At 55.3% G+C, this 20,152-nt stretch carries 16 protein-coding genes; 10 read left to right on the forward strand and 6 right to left on the reverse strand.

Annotated elements, in window-relative coordinates; genetic code table 11:
• Positions 1–1,347 (forward strand): four-carbon acid sugar kinase family protein, encoded by a 1,347-nt coding sequence (locus tag Syncc8109_RS00755; RefSeq protein WP_006849894.1) that lies wholly within the window; start codon positions 1–3, stop codon positions 1,345–1,347.
• Here Syncc8109_RS00755 and Syncc8109_RS00760 read toward each other — a convergent pair.
• The 3 genes from Syncc8109_RS00760 to Syncc8109_RS00770 all read right to left on the reverse strand — a co-directional run bounded on the left by Syncc8109_RS00760 (position 1,246) and on the right by Syncc8109_RS00770 (position 5,098).
• Positions 1,246–2,604, reverse strand: a complete 1,359-nt coding sequence (locus tag Syncc8109_RS00760) for a (Fe-S)-binding protein (RefSeq protein ID WP_025362020.1) — start codon at positions 2,602–2,604, stop codon at positions 1,246–1,248. The two genes, Syncc8109_RS00755 and Syncc8109_RS00760, sit on opposite strands and share 102 nt — an antisense overlap.
• A 34-nt stretch (positions 2,605–2,638) precedes the next feature.
• Positions 2,639–4,063 (reverse strand): NADP-dependent isocitrate dehydrogenase, encoded by a 1,425-nt coding sequence (locus Syncc8109_RS00765; protein WP_006850617.1) that lies wholly within the window; start codon positions 4,061–4,063, stop codon positions 2,639–2,641.
• A 279-nt stretch (positions 4,064–4,342) separates the two neighbouring features.
• The gene (locus Syncc8109_RS00770; protein ID WP_025362021.1) at positions 4,343–5,098 is read right to left on the reverse strand and encodes a 5'-methylthioadenosine/adenosylhomocysteine nucleosidase; all 756 of its coding nucleotides are present in this window, start codon (positions 5,096–5,098) and stop codon (positions 4,343–4,345) included.
• A 113-nt stretch (positions 5,099–5,211) separates the two neighbouring features.
• Here Syncc8109_RS00770 and Syncc8109_RS00775 point away from each other — a divergent pair, with 113 nt between their 5' ends.
• The 5 genes from Syncc8109_RS00775 to Syncc8109_RS11445 all read left to right on the forward strand — a co-directional run bounded on the left by Syncc8109_RS00775 (position 5,212) and on the right by Syncc8109_RS11445 (position 10,786).
• The gene (locus tag Syncc8109_RS00775) at positions 5,212–5,619 is read left to right on the forward strand and encodes a hypothetical protein (RefSeq protein ID WP_084213242.1); all 408 of its coding nucleotides are present in this window, start codon (positions 5,212–5,214) and stop codon (positions 5,617–5,619) included.
• A 72-nt stretch (positions 5,620–5,691) separates the two neighbouring features.
• Complete coding sequence (locus Syncc8109_RS00780; protein WP_006851320.1) at positions 5,692–6,405, forward strand: heme oxygenase (biliverdin-producing); 714 nt, start codon at positions 5,692–5,694, stop codon at positions 6,403–6,405.
• An 18-nt stretch (positions 6,406–6,423) separates the two neighbouring features.
• Entirely contained in the window at positions 6,424–7,470 is a 1,047-nt protein-coding gene (locus Syncc8109_RS00785) for a glycosyltransferase (RefSeq protein ID WP_006850738.1), read from the forward strand.
• Positions 7,471–7,665: 195 nt separating this feature from the next.
• Entirely contained in the window at positions 7,666–9,498 is a 1,833-nt protein-coding gene (locus tag Syncc8109_RS00790; RefSeq protein ID WP_006849869.1) for an ABC transporter ATP-binding protein, read from the forward strand.
• A 199-nt stretch (positions 9,499–9,697) separates the two neighbouring features.
• Positions 9,698–10,786 carry an O-antigen ligase gene (locus tag Syncc8109_RS11445; RefSeq protein ID WP_232202433.1) on the forward strand — a complete coding sequence of 363 codons (1,089 nt, stop codon included), beginning with the start codon at positions 9,698–9,700 and terminating at the stop codon, positions 10,784–10,786.
• 8 nt (positions 10,787–10,794) lie between these two features.
• Here the strand turns inward: Syncc8109_RS11445 and Syncc8109_RS11450 are convergent, their stop codons facing one another.
• Positions 10,795–11,691, reverse strand: a complete 897-nt coding sequence (locus Syncc8109_RS11450) for a glycosyltransferase family 2 protein (protein ID WP_006851269.1) — start codon at positions 11,689–11,691, stop codon at positions 10,795–10,797.
• Positions 11,692–12,005: 314 nt separating this feature from the next.
• On the opposite strand from Syncc8109_RS11450, the gene Syncc8109_RS00800 reads away from it, so the two are divergent.
• From Syncc8109_RS00800 to Syncc8109_RS12750, 4 genes are all read left to right on the forward strand, one after another.
• Positions 12,006–14,390 (forward strand): UvrD-helicase domain-containing protein, encoded by a 2,385-nt coding sequence (locus Syncc8109_RS00800; protein WP_006850826.1) that lies wholly within the window; start codon positions 12,006–12,008, stop codon positions 14,388–14,390.
• A gap of 110 nt (positions 14,391–14,500) precedes the next feature.
• Entirely contained in the window at positions 14,501–15,670 is a 1,170-nt protein-coding gene (locus tag Syncc8109_RS00805; protein ID WP_232202434.1) for a CCA tRNA nucleotidyltransferase, read from the forward strand.
• Between the two features lie 277 nt (positions 15,671–15,947).
• The gene (locus tag Syncc8109_RS12745) at positions 15,948–16,148 is read left to right on the forward strand and encodes a hypothetical protein (RefSeq protein ID WP_232202435.1); all 201 of its coding nucleotides are present in this window, start codon (positions 15,948–15,950) and stop codon (positions 16,146–16,148) included.
• Positions 16,149–16,227: 79 nt separating this feature from the next.
• On the forward strand, positions 16,228–17,001 hold the full coding sequence (locus Syncc8109_RS12750) for a hypothetical protein (RefSeq protein WP_006850584.1): 774 nt from the start codon (positions 16,228–16,230) through the stop codon (positions 16,999–17,001).
• Positions 17,002–17,030: 29 nt separating this feature from the next.
• Here the strand turns inward: Syncc8109_RS12750 and selD are convergent, their stop codons facing one another.
• Both selD and galE read right to left on the reverse strand, forming a co-directional pair.
• On the reverse strand, positions 17,031–19,058 hold the full coding sequence (selD, locus tag Syncc8109_RS00815; protein WP_006851824.1) for a selenide, water dikinase SelD: 2,028 nt from the start codon (positions 19,056–19,058) through the stop codon (positions 17,031–17,033).
• The gene (gene galE / locus Syncc8109_RS00820; protein ID WP_006851096.1) at positions 19,055–20,116 is read right to left on the reverse strand and encodes a UDP-glucose 4-epimerase GalE; all 1,062 of its coding nucleotides are present in this window, start codon (positions 20,114–20,116) and stop codon (positions 19,055–19,057) included. The genes selD and galE overlap by 4 nt, the downstream gene beginning before the upstream one ends.
• Positions 20,117–20,152: the final 36 nt, after the last annotated feature.

Below are 20,152 nucleotides of genomic sequence, written 5' to 3' on the forward strand. Positions count from 1 at the left end.
ATGAAGGTTGTGGTCATTGACGACGATCCCACCGGCTCGCAGACGGTGCACAGCTGCCCGCTGCTGCTGCGCTGGGATGTCGACACCCTGCGCCAGGGGCTGCGCCACGCATCGCCCCTGTTGTTTCTGCTGGCCGACACCCGGGCGCTGATGCCCACGGATGCCGCGGAACGCAACCGCGGTATTGCGGTGGCCTTGGATCAGGCGCTGCAGCAGGAGGGATTGGCGCGTGATCAGGTGCTGCTGGTGAGTCGTGGTGATTCGACCTTGCGCGGCCATGGAGTACTGGAACCTGAGGTTTTGCAATCGGCTTTCGGACCCTTTGATGCCACGTTCCATGTTCCGGCGTTCTTGGAAGGGGGCCGCACCACCGTGAACGGGGTGCATCTCCTCCACGGGGAACCGGTGCACACCACGCCGTTTGCTCAGGACCGGCTGTTTGGTTTCAGCAGCAGTGATCTGGCCCGCTGGTTGGAGGAGAAAAGTTATGGGTCCATTGCTGCGGCGTTCGTGCAGCGCATCAGTGGCCGGGAGCTTGATGCCGCCTGCGCAGCAGGCCTGCCGCTGATGATCGAGCGCCTGCGTGGGCTCCAGGGCAATGCATCTGTGGTGGTGGATGCCGAGCGGCAGGAGCAGCTCACCGCTTTGGCCGCAGCGGTGCGCGCCTTGCAGGGACAGAAACGCTTTTTGTTCCGTTCCGCCGCCAGCATGGTGAAGGCTTTGGCGGATCCAGGCCTGCCGCCGCTTGATCCCAAGGGATTAGCGGGGTTGCGACTATTGGCTGCCGATGGAACGTCTCTGCCTGGCCTGGTGATGGTGGGCTCCCATGTGCCCTTGGCGGATCAGCAGCTGGAGCTGTTGCTGCAGGAATCGGGTTGCCAAGGGGTTGAACTGCCGGTGCCGCGCATCGCTCGGGTGCTGGAGGGGCCGACACCCGACCTGTTGCTGGCGGATCTGGAGCGGGCCTGGTTGCAGCAGCTGCGAGAGCTGCTTGATCAAGGTCTGACACCGGTGCTGTTCACCAGCCGCGGTGAGCTGCGTTGCGCCTCAGAGCAGGAGGGCCGGCGCTTTTCCTGCGCTCTGGCCGAGTTGATGGGTCGATTGGCGGCAGCTCTCGCGCCTGATCTGGGCTACCTGATCAGCAAAGGCGGCATCACGAGCCAGACGCTGCTGGCTCGGGGTCTGGCCCTCGAGTCGGTGCAGCTGGAAGGGCAGCTGCTGCCGGGTCTGTCGCTGGTGCGTCCGTCAGCGGGACCCTGCAGCGGACTGCCGATTCTCACGTTCCCCGGCAATCTCGGCGTTGCCGGAACCCTGCGGGACGCCTGGCAGCGGATGGAGGCCGGCTGAGGCGGCCAGCAGTTCCATCGGGTGCTGCACCCGGGCCCGATCGCCCAGGTGCCGCCGCAGTTGCAGGGTGCAACCGATGTTGGCGCTGGCCACCAGTTCAGCACCGGTGCCGCTGAGGTCGTCGGCCTTGATTCGGCCCAGTTCGGCGGCTTCCTCCGGCTGCACGAGGTTGTAGATGCCGGCGCTGCCGCAGCACACCCCCGCCTCGGTTGCTTCCCGCAGCTGAATCTTGGGGATGGCCCGCAGCAGCTGACGGGGCTGGGCCTGGATTCCCTGGCCGTGAATCATGTGGCAAGCGTCATGCATGGCCACGACGCCGGGGAGCGGTTGCAATTGGGTGCGGAACGATTCCAGAAGGCCGCGGTCCGCCAGGAATTCCTGCACATCAAGCACCGGAGCGCGGAAGGCAGTGTTGCCCTTCAGCAGCTCGCCGTAGGCCTTCATCGTGTGGCCGCAGCCTGAAGCGGCCACCAGTACCGCATCCAGATCTCCTTCAACGGCATTCATGCTCCGGATTAGATCCGTCGCCAGTTGGCGGGTGAGCTCCAGCTCCCCCTGGTGATGGCTCACCGCCCCACAACAGCCCTGCTCTGGGGGAATCACCACCTCAAAACCGTTGGCCTGTAGCACCTTTACCGTTGCGGTGCTGACGCCGGGATCGAAGCAGCGCTGCACGCAGCCCAGTAACAGCGCCACGCGGCCGCGGCGTTTGCCGGAGACGGGATTGATCTGGGGTAGACGGTCGCTGAAGCTCTCTGACACCAGGGGCGGAAGCAGTTGCTCCATCGCTTCGATCTCCGGCCCGAACAGACGGGTGAGTCCGGATCGGCGGGCCAGCTGTTGCACTGGTGTGCCGGCGTAGGCCCGCAGGGGTTGCAGCAGGGCCCGCAGGCGCTGGGGGTAGGGCAGCACCTGCAGCAGCAGCTTGCGGAAGCTGGTTTGCCAACTGCTGCGCTGGTTGGCCTGATTCAGCCTGGGCCGGGTGGCCTCGATTAGCTGGTCGTAGCGGACTCCTGAAGGACACGCCGAAACACAGGCGTAACAGCCCAGGCAGGTGTCGAAATGGCTTGCCACCGTGGAATCCAGCTCCAGTTCACCGGCTTCGATCGCCCGCAGCGCATGGATGCGGCCGCGGGGCGAGTCCATCTCACTGGCCAGCACGCGATAGCTGGCACAGGTGGGCAGGCAGAAGCCGCAGTGCACGCAGGGATCTGCGGCGCCAGCGGGAAGTCCGGGGAGCTGGGTGGGATAGGCCATCGCCTGAGTCTGGCGTGAATGGCAGCTCTGGTGATCAGAAGCGCTGAATGATCGCTTCGGCGAAACCGCTGCAGCTCACGGGATCCACCTGGGGTTCCATCAGTCGGGCCAGGTCATAGGTGACCTGCTTGTCGGCGATGGCGGCACTGAGGCCCTTGGTCACCAGATCGGCAGCCTCCTGCCAGCCGAGAAACTCCAGCATCATCACGCCGCTGAGGATCACTGAGCCCGGGTTGATCCGATCGAGGCCGGCGTGTTTCGGGGCGGTGCCGTGGGTGGCTTCGAAGATGGCGGCGTTCTCGCCGATATTGGCGCCGGGGGCCATGCCCAAGCCGCCCACCATTGCAGCTGCTGCATCGGAGATGTAATCGCCGTTGAGGTTGAGCGTGGCCAGGATCGAATACTCCTGGGGACGGGTCTGGATCTGCTGGAAGATGCTGTCGGCGATGCGGTCGTCCACCAGCACCATCGACCTCCACTTGCCGCCGCCGTGGCTGCTGCCGATCGCATCAATTACCGCTTGCACTTCGGCATCAATGTCGGCTTTTTTCTCTGGGGTCAGGCTGTCGTACCCCGGCTCGATCATGCGGGCGTTGGCTTGCACGCTGAGGTTGGAATCGTTTTCGAGGTTCCCCAGAATCCAGCTTTCTCGCTCGGTGATGCACACGTCGCGGAATTCGGTGGTGGCCAGCTCATAGCCCCAGTCGCGGAAGGCCCCTTCTGTGAACTTCATGATGTTGCCCTTGTGCACCAGGGTCACATGGCGCTTGTCCCCCTGCAGGCGCAGGGCGTGCTGGATCGCTTTGCGGATGTGGCGCTGGCTGCCGGCTTTGCTTACCGGTTTGATGCCGATGCCGGATCCCTCGGGGATCTGGCGCTTGCCCAGTTTGCCGTTGGCGGGGATAACCACCTCGTTGAGGTGCTTGCGCAGCTCTTGGCCGACGGCGTCATCGGCTTCCCATTCCACCCCCATGTAAATGTCTTCAGTGTTCTCCCGGTAGACGATTACGTCCAGATCCTGGGGACGTTTGTGGGGGCTTGGGGTGCCCTCGTAGTAGCGGCAGGGACGCACGCAGGAATACAGATCAAAGATCTGACGCAGGGCCACGTTCAGCGAACGGATGCCGCCACCGACTGGTGTGGTGAGGGGGCCTTTGATCGCCACGCCGTAGGTGCGGATCGCATCGAGAGTGTCCTCCGGCAGGTACTGATAGGTGCCGTAAAGGTCGCAGGCCTCATCGCCGGCATACACCTTGAACCATTCGATGCTCTTGCTGCCGCCGTAGGCCTTGGCTACGGCGGCATCCAGCACCTTCTGGGTGGCGGGCCAGATGTCCACGCCGGTGCCATCGCCGCGGATGAAGGGGATTATCGGGTTATCGGCCACCACGGGTTGGCCGTTCTCGAAGCGGATCGGTGTGCCCTGGCTCGGGGCGGTGAGCTTCTCGAACTGGGCCATGGCGGTTGGTCGGGCGTCAGCTAGCTGAGCCTATGACTGAGGAGGGAGCCTTACGGTTCCAAAAAGTGCGTACTGCGCATTGACGGCCTGCGAGCAGATGTGGGTGGAGGCGACTTGATTCAAAGAAGTCGAGGTGATCAGCACCTCCATTGATTTTGTTGTTGCCTTGCCGGATGAGGACCATCTGCTGCTCATTGATGACTGACCGTCCGATACCAAGGTCGCGGTAATCGGTGCCCCCCAGCAGGCCGTGGCGCAGCCCCCGGTTCAGTGCAGGAATCATGTGCACTCTTGGGGCGCGTCGTTCCAGCGTTGCAGTAGGGCCTCAATCAGCCGCCAGGCCTGTTGTTCGTAGCGTTTGACGAAGTCTTCAAAGCTCTGAGCCGCCGCCTCATCAGCACCATCGGAAATCACCCGCAGCACCAGCCAGGGGATTCCCTCCTGCTCTGCCACCTGCGCGACGGCAGCACCTTCCATCTCAACTGCCCGCAGTTCGGGCAGAGCATCCCGGAGTGCTTGCAGCACTGCCGGATCGCAGATGAAACGATCTCCTGTGGCGATCAGACCGCTGCAAGGCCGAGCGAACCCGTCCAGATCACCTGCGCTGTGGGCCTCCAGTAGAGCGGTTTTGGCCCAGTTGAACCAAGCTGGCTGAGGTTGGAGCCGGTCCTGCTTCAGCACTGGCAGCGTGAAGCGTGGGAACAAGGGCCGGGCATCCATGTCGTGTTGCACCACGGCATCGGCCAACACAACATCCCATTGACGGAGGGCCGGATCTGCAGCCCCGGCAACGCCGGTGAACACCAGCAGATCGATGCTGGCATCACTCGCGAGCAGGCGTGTGGCGGCCCGTGCAGCGCTCACCTTGCCCCAGCCGCTCCAGACCAGGCTGAGACGCACCGTGTCGTCCCACGATCCCTTGTGGATTCTCAGGTCGCCGTGGTCGCTGCAGCTCAGATCCGTGAGGTGGCTGAGATCAGAGCCGATCTCTTCCGGCATGGCACCCAGCAGGCCGATATGCAGCGGTTGCGTCATGGTTTCGTGAACCTCGCGCAACCGTAACGGCGACCTTTTGCTTCTCCCTGCACACTGGGCGAAACCAGGAGGTTGAATTGAACGCGGGCGAGTCGGTACAGAGCGTGGCCCGGATGCGAGTACTGGCGTCCACGATTGCGCTTGTGCGCCGTCAGTTTCCCGCTGCGCAGGCCAACCTCAGTCCTTGGCGGGACGATCCGCAGACCCGACAGTGGACTGAAACGGAATCACTTGACCTCTCCTTTCACTTCCCGGGCTGGAGTCCACGGCTGGAATGCCGCAGTCTGCTGATGCAATTGCGCGTCAGCGCGGAGCGTGGTGACGATCAGCAGCGCTTGCTGGGGGTGTTAATGCGGGGCATGACTTACGACGGTGAACGCTGGCGCCTCGCCACGGTCGGTGAATGGTTGCCAGAAGGCCCCTACCTGCCTCAGCAGCAGCAGGTGAATCAGCTTCAGCAGATTTGTCGCGAGCTGTTCGAGCTCTTTGATGGCACCCTTGCGTCTGAACCAGCGGCGTAACCCTTCGCAACGCCCAACGCCGTGTTGCCTTGAACCTCTTTTAAGTTCTTCGTAAGGCAATTGCTCGAAATCATGTCTGTCGCCCTTGCTGCCCAGATCCGGGAAGGCACGAAAAAATCGCACACCATGGCCGAGAACACCGGTTTCGTGAGCTGCTTTCTGAAGGGAGTCGTTGATAAGGCCAGCTATCGCAAGCTTGTGGCTGATCTGTATTTCGTCTACTCCGCCATGGAGGAGGAGATCGGCAAGCTGACCGATCATCCGGTGGTGGGTCCGGTTGCCATGGCTCAGCTGAACCGTCGTGAGGCGTTGGAGCAAGACCTCACCTATTACTTCGGTGACAACTGGAAGGCAGAAATCAAACCCTCTCCCTCTGCAGCGGCCTACGTAGAACGTATTCACGCTGTTGCCCAGGAGTCTCCCGAGCTGTTGGTAGGTCATCACTACACCCGCTACCTCGGTGATCTCTCCGGTGGTCAGATCCTCAAGAACATCGCCCAGAAGGCGATGAACATGGAGGGGGATGCCGGCCTGCGCTTCTACGTCTTCGAAGACATCGCTGACGAAAAAGCGTTCAAGACGACATATCGCTCCGCCATGGACATGCTGCCGATCGATCAGGCCATGGCCGATCGCATCGTGGAGGAGGCCAACCACGCCTTCCATCTGAATATGAATATGTTCAAGGAGCTGGAGGGTAACTTGGTCGCCGCCATCGGCAAGCTGCTGTTTGGCTTCCTCACTCGCCGGCAGCGGGCTGGAAGTACTGAATCTGCCGCTGCTTAAAGTCAGCTTGGTGGTTCTTTGATTTCCTTGCGAGAAATTCGGGTCCTAGTCCCAGGTACTGGGCCACGTTTTCGTTGTGGAGGTCTGAATGTCGCGAAGCAGACCGCAAGTCTGCTTTCGCAAATTCGAACCACAACGCTTGTTACATATAGAGAGCGAAGCGATAAATACCCTTTTTTTGATTCATTGTTGTTAAACGAACAAACTATCCATGATGATTCATTATGGATAGTTTGTTGGGGTTTTGACATTCCTAGGTTGGTAAATCGTCTTCGCGGAAGAAAAGTTGTTTACCAAGCTCATAGTACTGGATACGGATTTAATCTTCCTCCGAGCGTTCCTATTGTCGCTGTTAGTAGAAATACAATGGGCTATTGGGGGCATCGTGCACCCAGGAATCCCATATTCTTAATTCCTAATGCACTTGAATCTCAATGGCTAGCAAGAGGAGATCGTAACGGAAGTGTATCGAGTCGACCAATCGATATTCTTGTTCAAAAAAGAAAGAGTAGTAATTATCTCTTGTACGAATTAGTCCCAGCTTTACGTGCCAAGGGCTTTTATGTAGAGATACAGAATGATTGGGTGGATGATTTGGTGCATTTATTTAATAGCACTAAGGTCTTTTTATACGACTCTACTGAACATTGGACTAGAGCTGGTGTGAGCGAAGGATTTGGTTTACCTCCTTTGGAAGCAATGTCTTGCGGTTGTATTGTATTTAGTAGTTTGAATCATGCCCTTGCAGACACCTTTACGCCTGGCGTCGTGGGACATCAAATTGGTTACGGCTGTCTATCAAATGACGTGGATAGAATAGCTGCAGCAGTTGCAAATCCTGATGAGTGGAAGCCATTAGAACCTGCTTTAGATTTTGCATTGAGAGATTTTTCAGAGCCCCTATTCATTGAGAGATGGCGTGCCGTTTTGAAAGAGTTAGATTCTGTAATGCCTACTTTAATTAATAACCCTCGCCTTTTATTGAAGCCATCCTATGGATTGGCCTTACTTTTGAAATACTTTAAGCAAGCTCTTAGAAGAATTTTAGATTTTTTCGGCTTTTGAAGTTGCTAATACTTCACAAAAATCTTGTTCTTGAGAGACGAATTTCTCCTATCCTCGACTTCCAATTGCAAAATCCTTTGCCATGCTTATGGTTTTTATTTTTCTAGGCACATTGGCCAATCGGTTGGTTAACTGTCTATCAAATGTCAAGGCAAAGGCAGCTGAGCGTAATATGATTTCACTAGTGTCGTCGCTGTGTTAAAAGTATTTGCAAGCGAGACGCTCTATGAGCTAAAAGTTCTTTTTAGGTACGTTGAAAAACAAAGTTTAATCAGGCTTTGGGTAATCATACCAGTATCTATTCTTTCTGGATTTCTTGATATTGCTACTGTTGCAGTTATAGGTAGGCTCACAGGAACGCTTGTTGGCACTAATCTCATCAACTTATTGCCTGGTGTAAAGGTATTTGGAGCTACTCCATATATACAATCTTTGTGGCTAATAGCAATTTTTGTCCTAGTCAACTGGATGCAGTCTGGGGTCCGTTTATTGCTTCGCTTTATGCAAGAAAATCTTGCAGGAGAATTGTGGCTTGACTTATCGAGTCGAATCTTCAAGCAGACACTGGGTCAGCCTTATGAATATCATTTAACTGGGAATATATCAGCACTTGCGTCGGATCTACTGTCAAATCTGGATTGTCTCTTGAGGGATATTTTAACTCCGGCTTTGAGAGCTATAAGCTGTTTAATCAGCATTGTATTTCTGGTTGCTGGAATTTTGTATGTTGGTGGTGGTTCTGCATTTGTATTGATACTATCAATGCTTGTCCTTTATGTAATAATTGGGTATTTGATAAATCCAGTCTTGCGTAAAGCCTCCAGGCAAAAATTAGTTACGAGAGAGAGATATACCAAACGATTCTTCGAATCTTTCCAGGCAATAGTTGACTTGAAGCTTGGCCTAAGCGAGCCTTACTTTTCAAGGCGATTTAATCGCTCTACATCAATATTCAAACAATCGGTTGTTAACGCGACAGTTTTTCCCGAGATACCGAGGCTACTAATTGAACCCCTTGGCATCTCAATGATCTTTCTTATTGGAGTTGTACCACCAGTTCTATCTGGGCAACAACAAAAAATTATTGAGGTTCTTCCATTTTTATCTATATTATCTGTAGGAGCTTTACGTCTTGCAAAACCACTTCAAGACTTTTTCTCTGCAATATCAATTCTCAGAGGGGGATTGCCTGAAATTATGAATATAACATTATTACTCGAGAATACTGTGAATTTTCAATCCTCTTCACTGCTTTTTAATAAGACTCCGGAAGGTATTTTCCCTCTAAGATCTATAGGCCTTCGGAACGTTACTTATAGATATCCAGAAGCAACTAAGAATGCACTTGATAATGTATCCCTAAGTATTCCAGTGGGATCTCGCGTAGCATTTGTAGGTCCTACAGGTAGTGGAAAAACTACAGCTGCAAATGTTTTGCTTTCATTACTTACTCCTCAACGTGGAGATTTGATCCTTGATGGCATACCTGTGCTTGATGATGAAATAACTTCTTGGAATTTATGTTGTGCTCAAGTACCTCAGTCTATAAACTTGTTGTCAGACTCTATTATCTCCAATGTCGCCTTTGGTGTTAATTTAAATGATGTCGATGAGGATAAGGTATGGGATGCGCTTGAAGCTGCACAACTTGATGTAGTTGTATCTGATCTTCCTTACGGTTTGTACACACCAATTGGTGACAATGGTATAAGTTTGTCTGGAGGACAACGTCAAAGGCTAGCGCTAGCAAGAGCTTTTTATAGGTCCGCCAAATTCTTAATTCTTGACGAAGCTACGAGTGCTTTAGACAATAAAACGGAATCCGAAGTTATCCAGTCTATAGAAATTATTGGAAGAAGATGTACTACCTTAGTTATTGCTCATCGTCTTTCTACTATTCAGAAATGCGATCGTATATATGAGTTTGATGCCGGTAAAATTGTTGCCAGTGGTAATTTCGATGAGCTTAAAGACCTCTCATCGAGCTTTAGGCAAATGATCAAACTACAATCTTGTACCAATCCTTGACATAGACTCTTTGTTAAAAGTTTACCGCAACGAGATGCATCTTATGGAAAGATTTTTACAGTTTACGCGACAGAACTCTGTAGAGATCGCAGCGTTGGTCCTTTCATTTGCTCTTTTTGGTCAAGTATTCTTTTCTTCTATCGTTAACGTGTTGTCTATAGACAATCGCTCGGTAATGCTTGTATTTCGTCTGTGCCTAATGCTCATTAATGCCTGTTATATTATATCTTTCTTTTTTCAGAAAGAAGTTTTTTCGATTACTGGTAAATCTTGGATTAATGTAATTATAGTTTTTTGGGCTTTGTATACGACTAGACTTTTGTATGATGTTTTCTTGGCGAAAGTGAGCCTATCGGTTCCCTTATGGGAACTTCTTGCATGGGGTTTGGGTAGTTCATTAGTTAGTGGTGTGGCAGCTTGTCTCTTCGCGCCATTTAAAGACCTGGGAAGAGTTTTATACAAAACAATTGAGTTTGGTGTTCTTTTGCTTGGCATCTCGGTGATTTGCTTTGCGCTTAAGCCAGGATTTGATCAAGGTGGTTTTTACTTAGACCATTTAAATGCTATTACTGCTGCTAATGCTGGCTGTTCTCTTGTCTTGCTGGGTTTATCCAGTCTTATTGTAAGAGACTATTGTTTGAACCCTTATTGCTACTCCAAATGCATTTCATTCCTTGGAATAATAATTGGTTCTTTTATCGTAGTTTTCAGTGCTACACGGGGCGCGATTCTGGCAATGCTAATTATTTCGTTGTTTGGAATATGGTCTGCAAAAGGCTCTTTATTTACCCGATTTTCTTTCTCAACTTCTGGTCTTTTGATAACTTTTTCTATAGGGATATTCGTTGTTGTTGTCCTGTCTAATTCTGGTCTTTTGCTTGACAAAGTTTTTACCAGCAGGCTGTGGGATACGGTTCTTACAAGAATTGAATTCTGGAAATTGTGCTTCAAAGAATTTTTAACAAGTCCATTTTATGGCATTGGCTTCAACTTACAGTCATTGCTAGGAAGCCTTGAGATTGAGCAGGGTATTTACTTCCCTCATAATTACTTTTTTGAATCCTTGGCTATTGGAGGACTCTTATTGACTCTACCGTTGCTAGCTTGCTTTTTAATTCCAATAACTAAAGTATTCAGTCTTTCTCGTGCGAATTTTTTGCATCTTTCGCTCACTCTCTTGGCCATGCAAGTAGTAATATATTCTATGCATAATGGCCACTTGGGTGAATATCCTGCTTTTTGGCTTATTCTTGGTCTTGTTGCGGGGAGGGCAAAGGAATTTAATTAGTATATAATTTATCTGATTTTGGCTTGAGTATATTTTCTTTGAATAAAAATAAAATTGTTAATTAGGCCGGATCTTCCTATGATTGTCATAATGCATGTTGGAACATGCTTGAGTCGCGGCTTAAGAATGAGCCGCACAATTGGCTGAACAAGATTTATAAAGTAGATAAAAAAGCCAAGATTATTTCTTTTGATTAGTTCATATCTCCCCATTCCATACTGCAGTGTTTTTCTTAGCGAGCCCTGGCAAGAATGATGCATGATTCTGATTGTTTCGTCTTTCGCTATAGGTATGTTCTTTTGCAGGAGTCTTACTAGTAAGTCTGTTTCTTCGTTTGAGGCCCATTCTGTGGCTTTCCCTGGGCCAATATTGGCATCAAAAACATATTTTAAATCGCTTAATGCCTTCTTCCGTGCAAAAATGTTAGATGTTTCTGCTTTGGCTCTGAATAGATCTAAGACTGTATGTATTTTGATGATGCCTTTTCTTCTTTGATTGTCTTTACGAATGGTATTTGCGATTTCATCTTTTCCAGCTATTAATACGCCAAGTTCGCTATTTCTTTCAAATCTGTGCATGACATTTTCTATTGTATCTTCTCTATAAGTGCAATCGTCGTCGGGGAATGCAATTAGTTCGCCTGTGGCGATGCTTGCTCCAAGATTTCTTGCCTTTGAGGCTCCGGTGAATGTGACTTTTGTGTGAACAATATTTAGTTTTTCAGGGCAATCATTTATTAAGCTGTCTAGGAAGCCGGGTGGATTTTGGTCTATAATTATAATTTCTTTTGGCAGCATCGACTGGCGTCTTACTGAGTGAATAAGCTCTGCTAATTGTTTTGTCCTGCCATATGTGCATATTACTAGTGATAAATCGACCGTACTTGCATGCTTCTTGGGAGACATCGTTTCGGGCTATGGGTTTATAGAGCCTAATTCATTGACGCCATGGTCATGAGGGAACGTATTTTTAATGAGAATTCGTTGCTTAATTGGTTTGCTTGCCTTTTGGGATCCAGTTTGTTTGGTTGCTTCTTTTTTGAATGTCTTTGGAGATTTCTTAGGATTCTTTTTGAATGCTGGAATTGCCTAATGACTTCTAGGTGGGCCGCGTGTATCTGGTGTAGAAAGTTGCACTTGCATATTAATTCCGCAATCGCGACACAATTTCCTGCGCAGTTGTCGATAGTTACTGCACAGCATGCCTAAAATAATTTACTATGAGCTTCTTGGATGGCCTCAACGATGCCCAGCGCAGGGCGGTGGATCACTACCAAGGTCCTCTGTTGGTGGTTGCCGGCGCCGGTAGCGGCAAGACCCGGGCCCTCACCCATCGCATTGCTCACCTGATTGGGGAGCACGGTGTAGATCCAGCGCAGATTCTGGCCGTCACATTCACCAACAAGGCCGCTCGCGAAATGAAGGAGCGGCTTGAGCTGCTCTTGGCCCAGAAGCTGGCGCAGAGTCAGTACGGCCAGCCCTGGAGCACTCTGCCGGCGGTGGAGCAGCGTCAGTCGCGTTCGCGCATCTACCGCGAAGTCACCAAAGAACTCTGGATCGGCACCTTCCACGCCTTATTTGCGCGGATGCTCCGCTACGACATCGACAAATTCCAGGACTCCGAAGGACTCACCTGGACCAAGCAGTTTTCGATCTACGACGAAGCTGATGCCCAGAGCTTGGTCAAGGAGATCGTCACTCAGGAACTGCAGCTGGATCCCAAACGCTTTGACCCCAAGAAGACCCGTTGGGCGATCAGCAACGCCAAAAACCAGGGATGGCTGCCCGACCAGTTTGAGGCCAACGCCGAAGGGCAGCGGGGCAAGCTCACCGCCGATGTCTACCGGCGTTACCGCAAGGCATTGGCGGCAAACAATGCCCTCGACTTTGACGATTTGCTGCTTCTCCCGGTGCAGCTCTTGCAGCAAAACGAGCAGGTGCGCAGCTACTGGCACCGTCGTTTCCGTCACGTTCTGGTGGATGAGTATCAGGACACCAACCGCACCCAGTACGACCTGATCAAGCTGTTGGTGACCGATGGCCAGGAACCGCAGGATTACGACGACTGGGCAGGGCGTTCGGTGTTTGTGGTGGGTGACGCCGACCAGAGCATTTACAGCTTCCGGGCTGCAGATTTCACAATCCTGATGGGCTTTCAGGACGATTTCGGTGATCAGGCTCCGGATGAGGCCACGCGCACGATGGTGAAGCTGGAAAAGAATTACCGCTCCACCGCCACCATCCTTGAGGCCGCCAATGCGCTGATTTCCCACAACAGCGAACGGATCGACAAAGTGTTGCTCCCCACGCGTGGTGAGGGGGAATTGATCTCTCTCACCCGCTGTGATGACGAAATCGCTGAGGCGGAGGCTGTGGTGCACCGGTTGCGCACGATGGAGGCGGCCAATCCCGAGCTCAGCTGGGGTGACATGGCTGTGCTTTATCGCACCAATGCCCAGTCCCGTGCGATCGAGGAATCGCTGGTGCGCTGGGGCATCCCTTACATCGTTGTGGGGGGACTGCGCTTCTACGACCGGCGTGAGATCAAAGATCTTCTGGCCTATCTGCGGCTGCTGATCAACCCTGCGGACACCGTCAGTCTGCTGCGGGTGATCAATGTGCCCAAGCGCGGCATAGGCAAGACCACGATCCAGCGGCTCACCGATGCGGCCAATCAATTGGGCATTCCGCTCTGGGATGTGGTGAGTGACCCTGAAGCGGTGCGTTCCTTGGGTGGTCGTTCCGCCAAGGGGCTGCTGCAGTTCTGCGATCTGGTGAACGATCTCCAGTTGCGCAGTCATGAGGTGACTCCCTCGGAACTGATTCAGCAGGTGATGGAGAAAAGCGGTTATGTCAGCGAGTTGATCGCTGATGGCACCGATGAGGCCGAGGAACGGCGTCGCAACCTGCAGGAATTGGTGAACGCCGCTCTTCAGTACCAGGAGGAGAACGAGGAGGGTGATCTGGAGGGATTCCTGGCCAGTGCAGCACTGGCCAGTGATGCCGACAGCAAAGACACCGCCGCGGATCGTGTCACCTTGATGACGCTGCATAGCAGCAAGGGGTTGGAGTTTCCTGTGGTCTGCCTGGTGGGTTTGGAGCAGGGACTGTTCCCCAGCTATCGCTCCCTCGACGATCCGGCATCACTGGAGGAGGAACGACGTCTTTGCTACGTGGGCATCACCCGGGCGAAGGAGCGTTTGTTCCTCTCCCATGTCAGTGAGCGGCGTCTTTGGGGTGGGATGCGCGAGGCGGCGGTTCCGTCGGTGTTTCTTTCGGAGCTGCCGGAGGCCCTGGTGCAGGGGGACATTCCCCAGAGTTGTGGAGTAGCGCTTCGGCGTGAGCGGCGCCTGGAACGGCTCACCCGCGTGGATCGCGACAAACCGTTATCGGCTCCAGCGAATGCGGTGCGGCGACGTCAGGCAGGGCCAGCTCCCGGTCGGAGCTGGCAGGTGGGTGACCAGTTGATGCATGCCAGCTTCGGTGTTGGGGAGATCACCCATACCTTCGGTAGTGGTGAGAAGGTCTCAATTGCGGTCAAGTTTGCAGGGATGGGCCCCAAGATCCTGGATCCGCGCCTCGCCCCAATCGAGCCTGTTGGTTGAGGCGAGTAATCTCAAGGGGGCAATCCCATGCGGATGCGTGATGATTGAGCTGCCGACCGAAGCACCACGCATTGGATCTGCCGGGTGTGCCGCCATCATTAGCGTCTGACTTGCGTGGTGCTGCTCAAGACGCAGGAGTGACGCGGCTAGCCCTCGTGGGTGGAGTGGTCCGAGATCTGCTGCTGCATCACCTGCATGGTGTTCCATGGGCCGGTGTTCCCGATCTGGATTGGGTTGTCGAGGGGGATGCTCTGGCCCTAACGGACGTGCTGATGCAGCGCTGTGGTTCGCAGCGGGTCACGGATGTGCAGCATTACGGGGCTTACGGGACAGTTGCACTGCGCTTCGATGGAATCCCTGTTGATTTGGCGTCAGCCCGGCGGGAGATCTACCCGGCTCCTGCTCAGAATCCCAAGGTGGAACCCGGCACGTTGGAGCAGGATCTTCTCCGGCGGGATTTCACCATCAATGCCATGGCTATTGATCTCATGGCTGAGCAGTTGGTTGATTTCCATTCGGGTCAACGCGGGTTGACCGACAAGCAATTGACACTGCTGCATGACCACAGCATTCGGGATGACCCCACGCGCGTGATCAGGGCAGCGCGCTATGCGGCTCGGCTGGGGTTCACGTTGGATGAAAAAACTCAGGACCAAATCACCCGAACCATTCAGGCCTGGCCCTGGGCTTGGTCCACCAGCGCTTCAGCCACGGCGGCCCCACCGGCGCTCTCGACCCGTCTGAGGATGGAACTCCACCGTTTGTTCCAGCATGAACCTTGGGCACAGGCCATCGCTTGTCTGCAGGAATGGCAGGCGTTGTCGCTGATTGATCCGAGCCTGCAGGGCGATCCGCTACTGATGCGGCGTCTGCACTGGGCTCAGCGGCTGGAGCTTCCCCTTGTGCTGGCTTTGGTGTCCGGTACCAGGCATCCGTTGCGCGTTGCGCAGCGACTTCAGCTTCCGGGTCAGGAGCAGCAGTGGTTGCGCCAGATGCTGGATTTGAAGCAATGGCTTCTGGCGGATGCCCCGCGTGTGTCGTCGCTCCCGTCGGTTTGGTCAGAGGCCTTGGAGGCACGTGGTGCGAAGGCTGAAAGCGTGGCTCTGCTGATCTGCCTGATGCCGGTTCAATGGAAACCCCTTTTGCGCTGGTGGGGGCGCTGGCGGAAGATCAAATCGCCGAAGACCGCTCGTCAGCTCCTGGACTCTGGCTGGAGTTCTGGTCCTGCTTTGGGACAGGAGTTGAACAGGCTCCGCCATGAGGCTCAGGACAAGTCGTGATTAACAACAGTTGGCTATTTCTCCTCCCTTTGATTGGCAGTGCCTTTGCACTTCAAACCCTTTTCTGATTGATGCCACGTCCTTGTGGAGTGATGAGCTCTACAGCGTTGGTAAGATTTTTCAGCCCAGTCTGGAAGCTCTTGTTGAGATGCCGCGTGAGGAAACTCATCCACCTTTTTATTGCTTTCTTCTGTGAATTTTCGGGAAGCTGATTGGTCAAACTCCGGTCACAAGGAGGCTGTTGTCGAGGTGTGCCTATTGTTTGGGCGGAGTTGTGATGGTGCGCCAGACACGCGCCATTGGTGGTCACAACATGCAGGTTTTGACGGTGGCTGGTCTGCTTGCGTTTTGTAGTCCTTGTCCGGTCCGTTTCGCCATTGAAGGCAAGAGTTATGCCTTGCTACTGCTTTTGGTGGCTCTGGCGTGGTGGTGGCGGCGGTCAGAACGTCCCTCGCTGTACGCGCTGGTTTCTGCCTAGGCAGGAATTACCTATTTTTATGGTCTGTTTGTGGTGCTTGCCGCCGCTGTCTGGGATGGCCTGACGGGCCCGACCCGGTTTGCTGCGGCGGCTCTTATGGCGGCATTGCCTGGCCTGGATTGTTTATGCCGCTGACTATTTGTTCAGCGTCAGGGCAGCCAGCTGGATTGGTCCCCTGGATTACGCCCTGTTGGAGGAGACCCTGGCCTGGGGGTTTGGGCTTTGGCCGCTGCCCAAGTTGGGATTGATTCTGCTGCTGCTTGTGGTGGTGTTAAGTCGTTGGGGAGGGCTGCACCGGCGTTCTTGGCCTGAGACTGGTGTCCTTGATCGAAGCAGCTTGATCCCTTCCCTGTTGATGGTGGTTGGAGTGGTGGTGGTGTCGTTCGTGAAGCCGATGGCCTTCAGCCGTTATTTCGTGGTGCTGGTGCCGGCTGTGCTTCCTGTTCTTGCGGTTCAGTTCGGTGCTCTGAACCTCAATCGCCTTGGCCGCCGCTGTGCCGTTGGGGTTCTTGGCGTGATGTTGGCCAGTTGGTGGGGGCCGGGTTTTTTTGAACTGGATCCTGCTCTGGGGGGAGTGCGTGAACAGGATCAGTTCCGTCTGATCAGCCAGCGCACTGGTGGCTTCGTGGAGTCTTATGGCCCGTGGGCCCGTTTGCTCAATCTCAGCGATCGAATGGAAGTTGTCATGGGTCGGATCCCATCGGATCCCGTGCCCTGGGGTGATACCGACGATCTGGAGAAACGTTTGGCCGCGCCGCCATTGCCTTCGGAGCTCTGGCTGGCCAATAGTGGAACTCCATCGGCCATGGAGCGCAAGCTCAAACCCTTGCAATCATTAGGTTGCGCAGGCTAGTTACCAATGCGAACAACGGGCGAACGACCTCAGTCATGCGCGGCTGTTGTGTTGCCGATCTGAAGCCATGGGCCGTTCCGAGTGAGTTGAGTGGCGGCTTTGCTGGTGCAGGCCAGCAGCAAGGGGCCACAGGTCTGTGGGTCCACCAGCAGTTCGAGCAAGGCCGGGGACTCGTGGTCTCTGAGCTGAACCGGGCCTTCGAGCCATCGCCAGGCAGCACGGTTGGAGGGGGCCAGCGTGCTGGAGATGCCGCGTTCGAAGAGCTCAAGTGCACCGGGGTACGCAGGGATGGCAGAACCCTCCAGTTCGACGGTCAGTCCTGGACTGTTCTGGAGCATTTCGCCCAGATGCCCAAGCAGGCCGAAACCGGTGATGTCGGTGCAGGCGTGAATGCCCCCGCGGATCGGCTCGATCTGTTCAAGCAGCGTGTGCTGGCTGCAGGCCATGGTCTGCAGCGCAGTATCCAGATCAGCTGCCTTGGTGGCGCCACTCATGGCCCCTGCAAACAGCACTCCAGTGCCCAGGGGGCGACTGATCAGCAGGGCGTCTCCTGGGCGCAGTCCCGTTTTCAGCCAGGGTGATTGGGGGCTGTTGCCATTCACCGTGAGGGTGATCTGCACCCCGAGGCTGGCCGGCAGCGGTGAGGTGCTGCGGGATTCCATCGTGTGTCCACCTATCAGCTCGGCGCACTGTTCATCCAGAACCGAGCGGATGCCTGCCAGGGTCTGCACCAGCAGCTCCTGCTGTTCGTCGGCTGAAACCATCGGCAGCGTAATCGTTGCCATGGCGCTGGAGACCGGGGCACCGCAGGCCCAGAGATCAGAGCAGGCGTGCAGGGCCGTCAGACGGCCATTGAGCCAGGGGTCACTCACCAGGGCTGGAAAGCCATCTACGCTCTGCAGGAGTCCTGGCTGCCCAGCGAGATGGGCGGCGTCTTCGGGCTGTCCGCCAAGCCCCACCCGCTCCAGTGATGCTGCCAGGGATTGGGCCGGCAACTTGGCAGCGCAGCCCCGGCAGGCCATCGGTGCTGAATCGGCCATCGCTGCTGGCTGTAGAAATCCATTCATGAAGGCCCGATCAATGCGTTGCTTCAGGTGCCAAAGCAGTCGGGATGGCCCCAGTCGCCAGCCGCCCCAACGCGCCCAGGCGGCATCTTCATGACTGCCGATGAGCTGCAGAGCCTTGCGCTGGGGATGCCAGGGCCGCAGGGGTTGCCCCTTGCAGGCCGCTTCCAGATTGATGGCCAAGGGGCGTCCGGCGCGCACCGCCCACACCCCAGACGCCGGCCGGGGTGATGCGCTGATCACGGCACAGTCGCCGCTGGCGAACAGGCATGGATGGCCTTCGACCCTCAGGTGGCGATCGGTGCGGACCCGGCCATCGGGAGCTAAGGGCAGACCAGTCGTCGCCAGCCAGGCGGGCCCCTGGCTTCCCGTGCAGAGCAGGCTGGGTCCGTTGTGGTGGTTATCGTCGTCGGTGACTTCGATATTGGCCTTTTGCAGCACGCGTTGGACGGCTAGATCCAGTTGTCCCCTGCGCTGTTGCAGCTTGAGCTCGCGTTTTGGCCAGCGACGGCGCAGGGCCAGGACCACCTCCAGGCCGGCAGCTCCCGCTCCGATCACCCGCAGTGGATTGGGATCGCTTGGGTCTTCGCTTTCGAGAAAGGAAAGCGAGGCTTCCAACGGTTTGATTGGGACCCCTGCGGCGCTCGGTCGGCTCACCGCTCCCACATCCAGGCTGAGCCAATTGAAGTGGAGTGCAGGGCGGTCGCGAAGGTGCAGAAGGTTTTGCTCAGGATTCAATCCGGTGATTTCTGCTTCCACGAAAGCCACCCCGGCTCGGTCACAGAGCTGTCGCAGGTCGAGGGCGAGCTCGTCGCGTTGATACAGCCCGGCGATCAATCCCGGCACCATGCCTGAATACAGGGCTGTGCTGCAGCGGTTGACCAGGGTGATGCTCTGCGGTGGGCGTCGTTCCGGCTGCATGGCCCATCGTTTGAGCAGAAGCGCATGGCTGTGGCCGCCGCCGGCTAGAAGCAGTGTCCCGCCGGTCGTCATGCGGATTGTCGGTAGCCCATTGGATTGGCCTGCTGCCAGGCCCAACCATCGCGACAGATGTCGGTGAGCGTGCGCTTCGTTCGCCATTGGAGAATGTCAGCGGCGCGTGAGGGATCTGCGACGGTGACGGCGGCATCGCCAGGCCGTCGGTCGACGAGGGCGTAGGGAATGTCTTGTCCGCTGGCGGCGGAAAAGGCGTTGACCACGTCAAGAACACTGGCTCCGTCCCCGCTGCCGAGGTTGCAGGTGAGGTGCTGTGGCCCCTGATTGAGCAGGGTGGTGAGGGCGGCCTTGTGGCCTTCTGCCAGATCCATCACGTGGATGTAATCGCGTACGCCCGTGCCGTCATGGGTTGGCCAGTCGCTGCCGAACACCCGGAGCTGATCACGGCGGCGGACAGCGACTTGGGTCACGAAAGGAAAGAGGTTGTTGGGGATGCCCAGGGGATCTTCTCCGATGCGACCGCTGGGATGGGCGCCCACGGGGTTGAAGTAGCGGAGGGATGCGATGCGCCAAGTGTTGGGAGCGCTGCTGTTGAGATCCGCGAGCATCTGCTCAACAGCGGCTTTGGAAAAGCCGTAGGGGTTGATGGGGTGGATGGGTGCCGATTCAGGGATCGGAACGGTTTCGGGGTAGCCGTAGACGGTGGCGCTGCTGCTGAAGACAAGGGTGCGGCAGGCATGGGCATCCATGGCCGCGAGCAGAGTTCGTGAGCCCGAGACGTTGACATCCCAGTAAAGAAGCGGCTTTTCAACGGATTCGCCAACCGCTTTGAGCCCGGCGAAATGGATGACGGCATCAAAGGGACGACCGCTGGCGGCAGCCGCTGAAAAGAGCTCATCGAGGGTGATGGGATCGCGGATGTCCCCTCGCTCGATCTGCAGTCGTTGGCTCTTCAGAGCAACATTGGCGACAGCGGCCACCCTTGTTAGGGCTTCTGGAGAGCTGTTGGAAAAGTTGTCCAGGATCAGCAGGTCGTAACCGGCCTCGAGCAGAACGAGGCAGGTGTGGCTGCCGATGAAACCGGCGCCGCCTGTGACCAAAACGCGGCTGCCCATCGTTCGCAGAGTTCACAACACGATCTGATTTTGAAG

Origin of the sequence: Synechococcus sp. WH 8109, assembly GCF_000161795.2 — a bacterium.
Lineage (GTDB): Bacteria > Cyanobacteriota > Cyanobacteriia > PCC-6307 > Cyanobiaceae > Parasynechococcus.